Source organism: Nocardia sp. CA-136227 (genome assembly GCF_050955695.1).
In the GTDB taxonomy this organism is placed as follows: domain Bacteria; phylum Actinomycetota; class Actinomycetes; order Mycobacteriales; family Mycobacteriaceae; genus Nocardia.
Genome location: NZ_CP192081.1, coordinates 7,596,905 through 7,611,817 on the forward strand (window position 1 = coordinate 7,596,905; position 14,913 = coordinate 7,611,817).

The following is a 14,913-nucleotide window of genomic DNA, read 5'->3' on the forward strand; positions in this document are numbered from 1 at the left end:
CCCGCTCGAGCACCTACGCGGTGGCGCTCAGCTGCCGCCCGTCGTAGGCCGGTTCGGCGACCGGCTCGATGGCGTAGGCCAGGATCTCGGCCACGTCGGCGACGGGGCGGACATCCAGGGCGGCCAGCACCTCGGCGGGGACCTCGTCCAGGTCCGGCTCGTTGCGGGCCGGGATGAACACGGTCTTCAGGCCGGCGCGCTGGGCGGCGAGCAGCTTCTGCTTCACGCCGCCGATCGGCAGCACCCGTCCGTTCAGCGTGACCTCACCGGTCATGCCGACATCCGCGCGGACCTGGCGACCCAGGGCCAGCGACACCAGGGCGGTGACCATGGTGACGCCCGCGGACGGTCCGTCCTTCGGCACCGCGCCCGCCGGGAAGTGGATGTGGATATTGCGATCCAGCACGCTCGGCTCGATGCCGATCTCTTCCAGGTGGGAGCGGACGTAGGTCAGGGCGATCTGCGCGGACTCCTTCATGACGTCGCCCAGCTGGCCGGTCAGGGTCAGCGAGCGGTCGCCCTCGGCGGCATTGGCCTCGATGTAGAGGACGTCGCCGCCCGCGCCGGTCACGGCCAAACCCGTTGCGACACCGGGGACCGCGGTGCGTTCCACCCCGTCGGGGGTGAAGCGCGGACGGCCCAGGTAGTCCTTCAGGTCACCGAGTCCGATCACCAGCTTGCCGGACGCGGCCGCGTCGGTGTCGTAGCCCAGGTCCTTGTCGTACCCCAGGCCCTCCGGCACGAATTCGCCCTTGCTGACCAGGCTTTCGGTGTCCGAGATGTCCGCGGACTCCGACAGCTTGGTGGCCGCCTTGCGCAGCGCCTTCGCGATCAGCCGCTCCATCTGGCGCACACCGGCTTCCCGGGTGTAGTTGGCGGCGACCTCACGCAGCGCCTCGTCCGTGATCGAGACCTCCTCGGCGGTCAGGGCGTTGCGCTCCAGCTGCCGCGGGATCAGGAAGTCGCGGGCGATGGCCACCTTGTCGGCCTCGGTGTAGCCGTCGACGCTGATCAGTTCCATGCGGTCCAGCAGCGGGCCGGGAATCGTCTCCAGGACGTTCGCGGTCGCGATGAACAGCACGTCGGACAGGTCCAGATCCAGGTCCAGGTAGTGGTCGCGGAACGTGTGGTTCTGCGCCGGGTCCAGCACCTCCAGCAGGGCCGCCGCGGGATCGCCGCGGAAGTCGCTGCCGACCTTGTCGATCTCGTCCAGCAGGACAACGGGATTCATCGATCCCGCCTCCTTCATGGCGCGGACGATGCGGCCGGGCAGCGCGCCCACGTAGGTGCGCCGGTGACCGCGGATCTCGGCCTCGTCGCGCACGCCGCCCAGGGCGACGCGAACGAACTTGCGGCCCAATGCCCGTGCCACGGACTCACCCAGCGAGGTCTTGCCGACGCCGGGCGGACCGACCAGCACCAGCACCGCGCCGGAACCGCGTCCGCCGACGACCTCCAGGCCGCGGGCGGCCCGGCGGGAACGCACGGCCAGGTACTCGACCATGCGGTCCTTGACCTCGTCCAGACCGTGGTGGTCGGCGTCCAGCACCGCGCGGGCGGCCGAAACATCCGCGGAGTCGGTGGTTTTCACCGTCCACGGCAGTTCCAGCACGGTGTCCAGCCAGGTGCGGATCCAGCCCGTCTCCGGGCTCTGATCACTGGAGCGTTCCAGCCGTCCGACCTCGCGCAGCGCGGCCTCGCGGATGTCGCCGGGCAGGTCGGCGTTCTCGACGCGGGTGCGGTAGTCCTCCGCGCCGTCCGGCTCGTCCTCGCCCAGTTCCTTGCGAATCGCGTTGAGCTGCTGGCGCAGCAGGAATTCGCGCTGGGTCTTCTCCATCCCCTCGCGGACGTCCTCGCTGATCTTCTCGCTGATCTCGGTCTCTGCGATGTGCTGGGTGGTCCAGTCGATCAGCTTGTTCAGTCGCGCTTGGGTATCCGGGGTGTCGAGGATCTCGCGCTTCTGCTCGTTGCTCAGGTACGAGGCCCAGCCGGCCGCGTCGGCCAGCGTGGACGGATCGTTCATCTGATTGACCGCGTCGATGACCTGCCACGCCTCACGGCGCTGCAGGACCGACACGACCAGCTTCTTGTATTCGGCCGCAAGCTCTTTGGTGCGTCCGTCGGCGGCCGGAATCTCGACCGGCTCGGCCTCGACCCAGAGCGCCGCGCCGGGTCCGGTCACGCCGTGCCCGATCTTGGCCCGGCTCTCCGCCTTCAATACCGCCGCGGGCGCGCCACCGCGCATCCGGCCGACCTGTTCGATGGTGGCCACCACGCCGTAGGCGGCATAGCCCTCATCGAGGCGAGGCGCGACCAACACCTGGTTGACCTTGCCCGCGCGGGCGGCATCGATGGCGGCCTGCGACGACTCGTCCAGTTCGATCGGCACGACCATGCCGGGCAGCACGATCGGATCGGTCAGGAACAGGACCGGCAGGTTCTGAGGTGTAGTCACGTCTTCGACCCCTTCCAAGGTTGAGCGTTACCCAGTCAACCCTGGAGGTATACCGATTGTTCCGCCTCACCGTTCGCCGGGGGCGAACGCGGCCGTGACCTACGGAATGAGGATCGGGACCAGGTAGGTCTTGGCGAAGGCGGTGAGAGCGGCCTCCGAATCGAGGTCGATGCCGCCGGTCGGCTGAAGGATCAGGGAGTGGACTATCCGGCAGACGACCTCGGTGCGGGCGGAGAGGTCCGGGGGTTCGGGTAGGTCGTTGTCGCTGAGGACTTTTCGGAGGAGGTCGGTGGCGGAGACGACAGCGAGGACGAAGGGGGCGGCGCCGTCGGTGGTGAATTGGGGGAGGAGGCGCTCGGGTTCGAGGGTCATGAGGCGCTCGACCAGGGGGTGGGTGCGCCAGCGGGTGACGACGGTGGAGAAGACGGCGGCGACCGTGTCGGCGAAGGTGTCGTGGCGGGACGGGATGCTCTCGAGGTCTTCGAGGAGGCGGCGGACCTCGCGGGCGGTGACGGCCCGGACCAGTTCGTCCCGGGAGCCGATGCGGCGGTAGACGGTGACACGGTCGACCTCGGCCTGGCGGGCCACGTCCTCGATCGTCGTCTTCTTGACCCCGACGCGGCCGAATTGCACCAGGGCGGCGTCGAGGATGCGGTCCTCGATGGTGTCCGTTCCGGGGGTGTTCTTCGAGGTGGCGGCTGTCGGGGGCACGGTTCGAGGCTAACAGCCGGGTGCGGCGATGCAACAATTTGCGGCGATTTGTGGCTGCAACATTGCCATGGTGTTTGTTGCTTTGTTACGGTCGGGCCATGGCTGAGGACAGTGCAACGAGGCGCTCCTATCAGGACGAAGCCCACGCGATTCAGGCTCGGGACGTGCATTTCGACTTCTCGTCGGTGCCGATGCACTACATCCCGAGGGAGGTGCTGGCCACGCACGTCGTGAATGTCATGCACCTGGTGCTGCCGGAGGGGGAGCGGGCCATGGCGGCCTGCCTGGCCGAGGCGCTGCCATTGATCGACGACGAGCGGTTGCGGGAAGAGGTCGCGGGGTTCGTCGGACAGGAGTCGATGCACGCGAGCAGCCACGAGGGGGCGCGGAAACACCTGCAGGAGATCGGACTCGACGTCGAGTCGTATGTCTCGAAGATCGCGTGGCTCACCGATCGGGTGCTCGGCGATCACGGCCTCACCGGGCGCGCGAAGCAGGAGTGGCTCAAGGAGCGGCTCGGATTGTTCGCGGGGATGGAGCATTTCACCGCGGTCATCGGCGAGTGGCTGCTGGAAACCGACGCACTGCAACGCGCCGGAATGGATCCGACCATGCTGGATCTGGTCCGGTGGCACGGCGCCGAGGAGGTCGAGCACCGCAGCGTGGTGTTCGACGCGTACATGCACGTCGACGGCGGATACGGACGGCGGGCCCGGACCGGGCTGCTGGCCAGCGGACTGCTGCTGCCGCTGTTCGTGGTGTCGACCGCGTACCTGTACCGCCGCGATCCGAGCCCGGACAAGGGGCGCTTCTGGCTGAAGCAGTTCGTGAGCGCGACCCGGCGGCAGGTGATTCCGAACTTCACCACCTTCGTCACCGAGATGCCGCGCTACCTGGATCGGAGATTCCATCCCTCCCAATTGGGTTCGATGGACAACGCATTGCGCTACCTGGCGCACTCGCCGGCGGCCCGCGCATGACGGCCGCGCCGACCTTCGGCCTGCGGGCGCTGGGCGCGGCGGTGGACGTGTACAAGAAGGTGTTCACCACTCCCGGGCTGTCGCGACCGCACCCGGTGCGCCACAACGGCTTCGACATGGACGTCGTCGTCGAGACGGTCGAGGCGGAAGCCGAGGATGTGGTGAGCCTGACCCTGGTGCGGCCCGGCCGGGAACGGTTGCCCGCGTGGCGGCCCGGATCGCATCTGGACGTGTTCCTGCCGTCCGGCCGGCAGCGGCAGTACTCGCTCTGCGGCGATCCCGTCGACCAGCACTGTTATCGGATCGCGGTGCGCCGCCTGCCCGACGGCGACGGCGGATCACTGGAGATGCACGCGCTGCGCCCCGGCGATCTCGTGCGAATTCGCGGTCCCCGCAACGCGTTCACATTCGTCGAGCGCGCGCCTTCCTATCTCTTCCTCGCCGCCGGAATCGGCATCACGCCGATCCTGCCGATGGTGCACGCGGCCGGAAACCGCGGCCACCTCGTGTATCTGGGGCGGTCCCGGGACACCATGCCGTTCCTGGACGAACTGCCCGGCGACACCGATATCCGCCCCGATGACGAGTGCGGCGCGCCCGATATCGCGGCGATTCTGCGGACCGCGCGGCCCGGCGCTGCCGTCTATGTCTGCGGCCCGCCGCCGGTCCTGGAGGCCGCGCAGTGCACGCTGTTCGCTCTGAATCCGACGGCGTCCCTGCACACCGAACGCTTCTCCGCGCTCCCGGTGCTCGACGGCCGGGAGTTCGATCTGACCCTGGCGCGCAGCGGAATCCAGGTGCGGGTCGGCAGCGCCGAAACCGCGCTGGACGCCGTCCGCCGGGTGCGACCCGACGTCGCCTACTCCTGCCGCCAAGGCTTCTGCGGCACCTGCCGGACGCGCGTGCTGTCCGGCGCGGTCGACCATCGCGACCGGCTGCTCACCGAGGCCGAACGACCCGGTCACATGCTCACGTGTGTGTCCCGCGCGGTCGACGGCCCGCTCGTGCTCGACCTCTGACCAGTGAAAGGCCGAACGGTCTCATGCTCACTCGCTTTCCGCTCACACCCACCGACGACACCTTCCTCACCACCGCCGCGCACCGCTACGTCCACGTGGTCGATCTCCCCGGCACCCCGCAGGCGGTCTGGCAGCTGCTGATCGCCGACGATGCCCTGGCCTCCTGGTCGGCGGCGGTCACCGCGGTCGAATGGCTGTCGCCCCGACCTTTCCGGGCAGGCACCACCCGTGTGGTCACGCTCGGCGGCGTCGTCAGCCTGCTGGAGCGGTTCTACCGCTGGGAGCCCGGTTCGCGGATGACCTTCATGGTCGACGCCGCGTCGATCCCCGGTCTGAAGCACTTCGCCGAAGACATTCGGCTCGAGCCCATCTCGACGGGAACGCGGTTGACCTGGACCTTCGCTCTCGAAGGAACCCCGGCCCTGCGCCTCCTGCTCACCGCGGCGAGCCCACTCCAGCGGTACGTCACCGGGACGATCGCCCGGGGCATCGCCCGCCGGGCGCAGCCGACTTCCGCGGAGGCCCGACGATGACCGACACCATCGAACACCGGAACATCGTCATCCTCGGCGCGGGCTTCGGCGGGATCGGGCTCGCGATCAAGTTGCGGGAAGCCGGATTCGAGGATCTGGCGCTGCTGGAACGCGCGTCGGATCTGGGCGGGACCTGGCAGGCCAATACCTATCCCGGGTGCGCGTGCGATGTGCCGTCGCAGTTGTACAGCTACTCGTTCGCGCCGAATCCCGACTGGTCGCGCACGTATGGGCGGCAGCCGGAGATTCTGGAGTACATCCGGGCCGTCGCCACCGAACACGATGTGGTGCGGCACATTCGGCTCGACACCGAGGTGCTGGACGCGCGCTGGGACGAGGAGCGTTCGCACTGGCTGATCGAGACCTCGCGAGGGGCGATCACGGCGGACTACTTCATCGCGGCGGCGGGAATCTTCGCGGAGGCGAAGTATCCGGACCTGCCGGGACTGGATACCTTCGAGGGCAAGGCATTTCACTCCCTGCACTGGGACCACTCCCACGATCTGACCGGGGAGCGGGTCGCGGTGATCGGAACCGGCGCGTCGGCGGTGCAGTTCATTCCCGAGATCCAGCCGAAGGTCGGGCGGTTGACCGTGTTCCAGCGTTCCGCGCCCTGGATCGTGCCGCGCATGGACCGGCGCACGCTCGGCATGGAACGGGCCGTGCTGCGCCGGATTCCGTTGACGCAAAGGCTGGTTCGCGGCACCTGGTACGCGCTGATCGAGAGCTTCGGCCTGGTCGGATTCGTGGACAACCGGTTCCGGCACCCGTTCGAGACGCTCGGGCGGATCCAATTGCGACGGCAGATCCGCGATCCGGAGCTACGCGCGAAGGTGACGCCGGACTACATGATCGGCTGTAAGCGGGCGATCTTCTCCGACGCCTATCTGCCCGCGCTGGAGCGGGACAATGTCGAGGTCGTCACCGACGGTATCGCGGAAGTCCGCCCGCACTCGGTGGTGACGCGCGCCGGCGTCGAAATCCCGGTCGACACCATCGTTTTCGGCACCGGCTTCGAACCCCTCGCCGCCGCTTTCGAACACATTACCGGCCGCGACGGCCTCAGCATCGCCGAGCTGTATCGCAAACAGCCGCGCACCTACCTCGGGACGGCGGTTGCGGGCTTCCCCAACTTCTTCTGCACCCTCGGCCCGTTCGGCGCGGCGGGCAACCAGTCGGCCGTCTACATGATCGAGTCGCAGATCGCCTACATCGTCGACGCCCTCACCACCGTGCGCGACCGCGGCGCCCGCCGGGTGGAGGTGCGGGCCACGCAACAGGACGCGTTCGTGGCCGAGATGCATCGGCGCAGCGCGGCGACGGTGTGGCTCACCGGCGGCTGCGAGACGTACTACACGACGCCGGACGGCGGCAATGCCGGGCTGTATCCGGGCTGGAGCTTCGAGTACCGCAGGCGCACACAGCAGTTCGACTCCGACGCGTACGAGGTGAGCGCCTGATGGAGTACGACATCGACGGCAAGGTCGTCCTGATCACCGGTGCGGGACAGGGCATCGGCCGGGCCCTCGCCGCCATCCTGTACCGGCGCGGGGCGCGGGTGATCGTCGCCGACGTCGACGAAACCGCCGCGCGGCGAACCGCACTCGACCTCGGCGAGCGCGCCCACGCCGTCACCGCCGACGTCACCGATCGGGCGCGGATGGCGGCCGTGGTCGCGGAGGCGGTCGAGCGGTTCGGCGGCCTGGACGTGGTCGTCGCCAACGCGGGCGTGACCCCGGTGCCCGCCACCCTGCGCACCATGGACCCCCGCGACTTCGACCGCGTCCTCGGCATCAACCTGACCGGCGTCTTCAATACCGTGCACCCCGCCCTCGACCACATCGTCCGCGCCCGCGGCCACGTCGTCGTGGTGTCCTCCTGCGCCGCCTTCGCCCCCGGCATGGGCGGTTCGCCGTACATGATGAGCAAGGCCGGGGTCGAGCAGCTGGGCCGCGCCCTGCGGGTGGAGCTCGCCGCGAGCGGGGCCACCGCCGGGGTCGCCTACTTCGGCATCGTCGAGACCGCCATGACCCACGACATGCTCGACGCCGACGACCTCGGCCGCCGCCTGGACGCACTGCTGCCCTGGCCGCTGAGCGTGCGCATCACCGCCGACCAGGCCGCCCGCACCATCGCCGACGGCATCGCGCACCGTGCCGCCCGCACCATCGCACCACGCGGATGGACGCCCTACGCCCTGCTGCGCGGCGCGATCAATGTCGTGCTCGACGGCCGCCTGGCCGCGAATCCCACTGTCCACCAGCTCATTCACGCGATCGAGGACCGCCGATGACCGACACCCTGCCCGCGGCCTTCCAGCACACCGCCGCCATCGACCCCGACGCGATCGCCCTCCGCACTCCCGGCGACACCCTGACTCTGACCTGGCGGGACTACGCCCGTCAGGTGCGGGAGGTCGCCGCCGGACTCGCCGCCATCGGCGTCACGTGTGGGGACACCGTGGCGTTGATGATGAGCAACCGGGTCGAGTTCTATCCCCTCGAAGTCGGTGCGCAGCATCTGGGAGCGACCTCGTTCTCGGTGTACAACACACTGCCCGCCGAGCAGCTGGCGTACGTGCTCGGGAACGCGGGAGCGCGAATCGTGCTGTGCGAGTCGCAGTATGTGGAGCGGTTGCGGAGCTGCGGGGTCGCACTCGATCGGATCATCTGCGTGGACGACGCACCCGACGGGACCATGACGGTCGCCGAGCTGATCGCCGCCGGGGCCGCGGATTTCGACTTCGAGGCCGCATGGCGGGCCGTCCGCCCGGAGGACATCGCCACCCTGATCTACACGTCCGGGACCACCGGCAATCCCAAGGGCGTGGAGACCACGCACGCCAATCTGCTGTTCCAGGTGCGCGGGATCGCCGAGGTGCTGGGGTTCGTCTTCGGCGACACCATCACCTCGTTCATGCCGACCGCGCACATCGCCGACCGGCTCACCGCGCTGTACGTGCAGGAAGTGCTCGGTACCCAGGTGACCTGCGTCCGCGACGCCAAGGAGATCGCGCCGGCACTGGTCGATCTGAAGCCGACCGTGTGGGGTGCGGTGCCCCGGGTGTGGGAGAAGCTGAAGGCCGCAATCGAATTCAAGGTCGCCAACGAACCGGATGTGGATCGGCGGTCGGCGATGGAGTGGGCGCTGTCGGTGGCGGCCACCCGTAGCGGCTACCAGCTGGCCGGCGCAGCCGTGCCCGAGGACGTCGCCGCGGACTGGAAGCGTGCCGACGACCTGGTGTTGCGGCACCTGCGGGCCGCTCTGGGGTTCGACCGGCTGCGCTGGGCGTTGTCGGGAGCCGCGCCGATTCCACCGCAGACCCTGGGATTCTTTGCCGGACTGGGTATTCCGATCGCGGAGATCTGGGGCATGTCGGAGCTGTCGTGCATCTGCAGCGTCTCCCATCCGGACGACGCGAAACTCGGCACGGTCGGAAAACTGTTGCCCGGCATGGCGGCCCGACACACCGCCGACGGTGAGCTCCAGGTGCGCGGACCACTGGTGATGAAGGGGTATCGAGGGCTGCCCGAGCAGACCGCGGAGGCGATCGACGCGGAGGGCTGGCTGTCCACCGGCGACATCATCACCGTCGACGCGGACGGATTCCTGACGGTCGTGGACCGCAAGAAGGAACTGATCATCAACGCGGCGGGCAAGAACATGTCGCCCACCCACATCGAGAACACGGTGAAGGCCGCCACCCCGCTGATCGGGGCCATGGCGGTGATCGGTGACGGGCGGCCGTACAACACGGCGCTGATCGTGCTCGACGAGGAGACCGGGGAACGATTCGCCGACCCGGCGGTGCTCGAGGCGATCTCGGCCGGGGTGACCGCCGGGAACGAACGCCTGTCCCGGGTGGAGCAGATCAAGCGGTTCGTGGTGCTGCCGACCTTCTGGGAGGCGGGCGGCGACGAGATCACGCTGACCATGAAGCTCAAGCGCAAGGCCATCGCCGTCAAGTACGCGAAGGAGATCGACGAACTCTACGAAGTCAGGGGTTGACGCGGTTGGCTAACTCGATTAGCTTTATGGCTATCGCAGTTAGCTACTCCCAGAGAGCGACAAGACCATGACGCAGTACGTGGACATCGACGGCGGCCGGATCGCATACGACGAGCAGGGCACCGGCCCGCTGGTGGTGCTGTCCCACGGAATGGGCATCGACCGCACCGTGAACCGGCACCTCGCCCCGCTGCTGGCGGCGGCCGGATACCGGGTGATCAACACCGATATGCGCGGCCACGGCGAATCCAGCCTGGACTGGGCGTCGGAGACCGGGAAGGCGGCCATCAGCCGCACCGACGTCGCCCACGACCTGCTGGCCGTCATCGAGAAGCTGGGCGGCGGCCCCGCCATCGTGGTGGGCCACTCGCTCTCGGGCGGATCGGCCACCATCGCCGCCGCGCTGCGGCCCGACCTGGTGCGGGCCATCGTGGAGATCAACCCCTTCACCCTCACCCAGAAGGCCGACGTGGGAGCGCTTTTCACCAACGCGCACCACCGCCGCGGCATGCTCCCGCTGATGGGCACCATGATGTTCAAGAGCATCGGGCAGTGGCTGAAGTACCTGCGGGTGGCCATGCCGTCCCAGCCCGCCGACCTCGACGCCTACCTGGGCGAGGTGTCCGCCAAGCTGAACGAGCCCGGCCGCATGGCCGAGTTCATGAAGTGCGGCAAGTCCACCCCGGCCGACGCGGAAGCCCAGGTGCCCAACGTGACCCGGCCCGCGCTCATCCTGATGGGCACCGCCGACCCGGACTTCCCGAGCCCCGAGGCCGAGGGCCAGCGCATCGTCGCCGCCCTGCCCGCCGGACTGGGCAGCCTGGGCCTGATCGAGGGCACCGGCCACTACCCGCAGTTCGAGGCCGCCGAGCGCACCGCCGAACTGATGCTGCCGTTCCTGAAGGAACACCTTGCCTAGGGTCGGGCTGAACCGGACCGACGTCATCGCCGCCGGCGCCGTCCTCGCCGATGAGGTCGGCTTCGGCGACCTGGCGCTGGGCGCGCTCGCGCAGCGGCTCGGGGTGCGCACGCCCTCGCTGTACAAGCACATCGAGAGCCTGGCCGACCTGCAGCACGGCATCGCCGCGCTCGCCATGGCCGAACTCGACACCCGGGTCCGCGACGCCATGCACGGACTCGCGGGCCGCGACGCGCTCACCGCCTTCGCCAACGCCTTCCGCGGCTACGTGGTCGAACATCCGGGCCGATACGCCGCCACCGTGGGCGCGCGGTTCACCGGGCCGGACGACCCACTGCTGCAATCGGGTTCACGGCTGCTGGAATCCATGGAGGCGGTGCTGCGCGGCTACGGCATCGACGCCGACGAGATGGTGCACGCGCTGCGCACGCTGCGTTCCACCTTCCACGGTTTCGCCAGCCTGCAGGCCTCCGACGGCTTCCAGTGGAGCGACGACGCCGAGCAGAGTTTCGTCTGGATGATCCGTTTTCTCGACCGTGGACTCACCGACATCGGCCTACGATGAGCCGATGACGATGCTGGCCGCACGACTCCATCTGGGACCCGAACGCCGACTCGAACTGGACCGGGTGCCGATCCCGGAACCCGGCCCGGACCACGTCCTGATCAAGGTCGAGGCCGCCGGCGTATGCCTGTCCGACGTGCACCTCATCGACGGCACCCTGACCCCGCTGTTCCTGCGCGGCGACGTGGTGACCCTGGGCCACGAGGTCGCGGGCACCGTCCACACCCTCGGACCGGGCGTCACCACCGCCAAGGTCGGCGATCGAGTCCTGCTGCAGGCGGGCGAACTGCGCGGCGGCGCCACCTTCACCCGCGGCGTCGACTACGACGGCGGCTGGGCCGAATACACCCTGGCCCGCGTCGACACCCTGGTCCCGATTCCCGACGAACTGCCCTTCGAACAGGCCTGCTTCATCCCCGACGCGGTGTCCACGCCGTGGGCGGCCATCACCGCCACCGCCGAGGTGAAAGCCGGTGAAGCCGTGGGCGTCTGGGGCGTCGGCGGGCTCGGCGCGCACGGGATCCAGCTGCTGCGCCTGGTCGGAGCCGCACCCATCATCGCGGTGGATCCGCTGCCGGCCGCCCGCGAACGCGCGCTGTCCTTCGGCGCGGATCTCGCCTTCGATCCGGCCGATCCGGACCTGCGCGCCAAGATCTTCCAGGCCAGCGGCACCGGTCTGGCCGCGGCCTTCGACTTCGCGGGCGTGGCGCCGGTGCGCGAACAGGCGGTCACCTGCCTCGCGCCGCAGGGCCGCCTGGTGCTGGTCGGGCTCACCGACAAGCCGATCACCATCACCGGCGGCACCGCGTTCAGCTTCTTCCAGCAGCAGCTGCGCGGACACTACGGGTCCGCGCCGGAGCACGTCACCCAGCTGGTGAAACTCCAAGGGCTGCAACGAATCGACTTCGCGCGCTCGGTGAGCGCCGTGGTGCCGCTCGCCGACGCCCCCAAGGCCGTGCACGCCCTGGAGGCCAAGGAAGGCAACCCGATCCGGATCGTCCTGAAGCCGTAGGCGGCGCGAGGGTCTTTCCCGGTCAACCCAGCCGACGTTGGAAGACGTTGGCGGACCGGCCGTTCGAGAGGTCGACGGTGTAGACCCCCAGGTCCGCGGATGAGGGGGTCAGGTCCAGGACCATGAAACCCAGATCGTTGTAGTTCTCGTACAGCGCGCCGTTGGGGCCGCTCTTGCCGCCCGAGGACGGTTCGCCGTGCACGGATTTCGCGGCCGCGCCGGAGATGATCTGCCGGGTGCCCTTCGACGCCATGGTGGGTTCGAGCACCTGCAGCGAATGGTCGTGACCCGAGAGCAGGAACTGGCAGCGGCCGACCACGTGCGCCTCGAAGAACTCCCGCGCGTGGCGGCCGTCGATCGGGTCGATGGTCAATCCGTCGTATTCACCAGCGTTCCCGTGCGGCCCGTTGTTGCGGTACGGGTGGTGGGTGCAGGCGATCTTCCAGGGCGCGGGGGATTCGTCGAGGGCGCGGTCCAGCCAGGCCGCCTGCTCGGTCATGAACTGGCCGTCGGCCGCCCAGTACGGCTGGAAGAGCGGGGGCAGGTAGGCGGCGACGGGGTTCAGGTCGAGCACGAAGAACTCGACGACCGGGTTCTCCTGCGGAACCCGCACCGAGTAGTAGCGCGACGGCATGAACCAGCGAGCCGAGCGGGCGTGATAGGCGACCTCGTGATCGCCGCGTAGCAGCCAGCCGCCGTCGCCGGGCAGGATCGAGGAGTTGTCGTGATTGCCCTGCACCATGAGCCAGGGGAAGTCGAGGTCGTGGTTGGGGTTCTCGAACTTGGCCGCGAACTGGGCGTCGTCGTCGGCCCACGGGCCCTGCTCGTAGACATTGTCGCCGAGGGCGAGGGCGAGCGAGAACGGGTCGCGCGCATGCTGTTCGCGCATGGCGTCGGCGACCTGCCACTGCGGGCGCGCGCCGGTGCCCGCGTCGCCGGTGACGAGCACGCGCAGCCGCTGCGCGTCGGGGAAGGCGAATTTGCCGACGGGCGGGGCGTTCTCGGCATGGGCGGGCGCCGCGCCCACGGTCAGCGCCGCGGCGCCGCCCACTGCCGCGGCGGCGGTGCCCCCGATGAAGGCCCGACGATCGACGGTCATGCTCTGCTCCCTGCCTGTCACCCTGAACTCCCTGGCTGCCACCCTGGTCAGTTGACCAGTATTCCGAACTCCCGGACCCGCCGCAGAGTACGTCGCCATGACCCCGCCCACACCGGCGCGACACGACACGTTCGTCCAGGCCAGGACCTTTTGACAGCGACTCGACCCGATGAGAGTGTTGGGGATCTGATTTCTCACCACGAGCTCGGCCGTAGGGGGACCCCGCAATGACGACACTGGCCTCGGGCCTGTTCCTGGATTGGGAACAACTGACGGGCCAGTCCAAACTCGTGGTCGATCTGATCAGCTTCCCCATCTTCAGCGCCATCGCCGGCTGGCTCACCAACTGGACCGGCGTGCTGATGTTGTTCTGGCCGGTCTACTTCAAGGGTTTCCGGGTGCCCGGCCTCGAGATCCTCTACCCCTACCTGCCGCGCCGCGTCCAGGTGCTGCCCACCTTCTCCGGCGACGGCAGGCAGCTCGGCTTCCAAGGATTCATCCCCGCGCGCGCCGAGAAGATGGCCAGCATCTGCGTGGACGTGGCCATCATGCGGATCGGCAGTCCCAAGGACTTCATTCGCGAACTCGACCTCGAGGGCATCGCCGACTACATCGCCGAGGTGGGCCGCAAACAGGTGCCGGGCATGGTCGACGAGATCATGAGCAAGGAGAACCCGGACCTGTGGGGCGCGGTGCCCAAGTCCGTGCGCAATGTGCTCTACCAGCGCATCGAACGCGAACTGCCGTCGCTGGCCCGGACCGCCTTCGACCAGCTCGGCGACAATGTCGACCAGCTGATCGACATCAAGGACTTCGTCATCCGGTATCTGCGGGAGAACCCGGAGATCCTCAAGGACCTGACCACCACCATCGCCGCGCCGGAACTCAAGTTCATGGTCCGCATCGGCCTGCTGGGCGCGCCGTTCGGCCTGCTGCTGGCGCTGTACATGCATGTGCACCAGAGCATTCCGGTGCTGGGCTGGATCCCGCCGTGGCTGATCATCCTGTCCGCGACCGCGACCATCGGCGTGCTGGTCAATGTCATCGCCGTCAAGATGGTGTTCGAGCCGGGCGATCCCCAGCCCTGGTACAAGTACCTGTGGAAGCAGGCGCTGCTGGCCAAGCGGCAGCCCGAGGCCGCCGCCGATCTGGCCCACATCCTCGCCTACCAGGTGCTGACCCTGCCGAACCTCGCGGGCGAACTGCTCAGCGGCCCGAACGGTGACAAGACCCGGCAGCTGCTCGAACGGCTCATCGCCACGGAGATCCACCGCCAGCTCGGGCCCACACACTCGGTGGTGCGGACCGTGTTCGGCAAGCGGCAGTTCGACAATCTGAAGATCGGCGCGACCACCGCCGCGGTGGGGCTGGCCCCGAGCCTGGCCGACGATCCGGAGTTCGCGGCCGCGCAGGCCAAGAAGATCGACGAGTTCGCGGCCCGCAAGCTGCAGCAGCTCACGCCCGGCGAATTCATGGAGATGTTCTACGCCTCCGTCGAACAGGACGCCTGGCTGCTGTATCTCCACGGCGCCGCCCTGGGCCTGGTGGTCGGGGCCGTGCATCTGATCCTTTTCGGCTGGTAGACGACCCTTTCGGAGCAACTCTCAGGCTG

The 14,913-nt window shown here is 68.8% G+C and carries 13 protein-coding genes; 10 read left to right on the forward strand and 3 right to left on the reverse strand.

Annotated elements, in window-relative coordinates; genetic code table 11:
• Positions 1-13 precede the first annotated feature (13 nt).
• Positions 14-2,395: an endopeptidase La gene (gene lon / locus ACQP06_RS35145; RefSeq protein ID WP_433673527.1), complete on the reverse strand. Its 2,382-nt coding sequence runs from the start codon at positions 2,393-2,395 to the stop codon at positions 14-16.
• Between the two features lie 159 nt (positions 2,396-2,554).
• Positions 2,555-3,166 (reverse strand): TetR/AcrR family transcriptional regulator, encoded by a 612-nt coding sequence (locus ACQP06_RS35150; protein WP_433669442.1) that lies wholly within the window; start codon positions 3,164-3,166, stop codon positions 2,555-2,557.
• Positions 3,167-3,264: 98 nt separating this feature from the next.
• Here ACQP06_RS35150 and ACQP06_RS35155 point away from each other — a divergent pair, with 98 nt between their 5' ends.
• The 9 genes from ACQP06_RS35155 to ACQP06_RS35195 all read left to right on the forward strand — a co-directional run bounded on the left by ACQP06_RS35155 (position 3,265) and on the right by ACQP06_RS35195 (position 12,202).
• Positions 3,265-4,146, forward strand: coding sequence for a metal-dependent hydrolase (locus tag ACQP06_RS35155; protein WP_433669443.1), 882 nt, complete (start codon positions 3,265-3,267; stop codon positions 4,144-4,146).
• Positions 4,143-5,165: a PDR/VanB family oxidoreductase gene (locus tag ACQP06_RS35160; protein ID WP_433669445.1), complete on the forward strand. Its 1,023-nt coding sequence runs from the start codon at positions 4,143-4,145 to the stop codon at positions 5,163-5,165. Before ACQP06_RS35155 ends, ACQP06_RS35160 begins: the two co-directional genes overlap by 4 nt.
• A gap of 23 nt (positions 5,166-5,188) precedes the next feature.
• The gene (locus ACQP06_RS35165) at positions 5,189-5,698 is read left to right on the forward strand and encodes an SRPBCC family protein (RefSeq protein WP_433669447.1); all 510 of its coding nucleotides are present in this window, start codon (positions 5,189-5,191) and stop codon (positions 5,696-5,698) included.
• A complete protein-coding gene (locus ACQP06_RS35170; protein WP_433669449.1) occupies positions 5,695-7,158 on the forward strand; it encodes a flavin-containing monooxygenase in 1,464 nt (487 codons plus the stop codon). Before ACQP06_RS35165 ends, ACQP06_RS35170 begins: the two co-directional genes overlap by 4 nt.
• The gene (locus ACQP06_RS35175; RefSeq protein WP_433669451.1) at positions 7,158-7,991 is read left to right on the forward strand and encodes a short-chain dehydrogenase/reductase; all 834 of its coding nucleotides are present in this window, start codon (positions 7,158-7,160) and stop codon (positions 7,989-7,991) included. Before ACQP06_RS35170 ends, ACQP06_RS35175 begins: the two co-directional genes overlap by 1 nt.
• Complete coding sequence (gene fadD11 / locus ACQP06_RS35180; RefSeq protein WP_433669452.1) at positions 7,988-9,706, forward strand: fatty acid--CoA ligase FadD11; 1,719 nt, start codon at positions 7,988-7,990, stop codon at positions 9,704-9,706. Before ACQP06_RS35175 ends, fadD11 begins: the two co-directional genes overlap by 4 nt.
• 67 nt (positions 9,707-9,773) lie before the next feature.
• The gene (locus tag ACQP06_RS35185; protein ID WP_433669454.1) at positions 9,774-10,625 is read left to right on the forward strand and encodes an alpha/beta fold hydrolase; all 852 of its coding nucleotides are present in this window, start codon (positions 9,774-9,776) and stop codon (positions 10,623-10,625) included.
• A complete protein-coding gene (locus ACQP06_RS35190) occupies positions 10,618-11,190 on the forward strand; it encodes a TetR/AcrR family transcriptional regulator (RefSeq protein ID WP_433669456.1) in 573 nt (190 codons plus the stop codon). The genes ACQP06_RS35185 and ACQP06_RS35190 overlap by 8 nt, the downstream gene beginning before the upstream one ends.
• A 4-nt stretch (positions 11,191-11,194) precedes the next feature.
• A complete protein-coding gene (locus ACQP06_RS35195; RefSeq protein WP_433669458.1) occupies positions 11,195-12,202 on the forward strand; it encodes a zinc-binding dehydrogenase in 1,008 nt (335 codons plus the stop codon).
• A 22-nt stretch (positions 12,203-12,224) separates the two neighbouring features.
• On the opposite strand, the gene ACQP06_RS35200 is transcribed toward ACQP06_RS35195, so the two are convergent.
• The gene (locus ACQP06_RS35200; protein ID WP_433669460.1) at positions 12,225-13,301 is read right to left on the reverse strand and encodes a metallophosphoesterase; all 1,077 of its coding nucleotides are present in this window, start codon (positions 13,299-13,301) and stop codon (positions 12,225-12,227) included.
• A gap of 227 nt (positions 13,302-13,528) precedes the next feature.
• On the opposite strand from ACQP06_RS35200, the gene ACQP06_RS35205 reads away from it, so the two are divergent.
• Entirely contained in the window at positions 13,529-14,884 is a 1,356-nt protein-coding gene (locus tag ACQP06_RS35205; protein WP_433669462.1) for a hypothetical protein, read from the forward strand.
• Positions 14,885-14,913 lie beyond the last annotated feature (29 nt).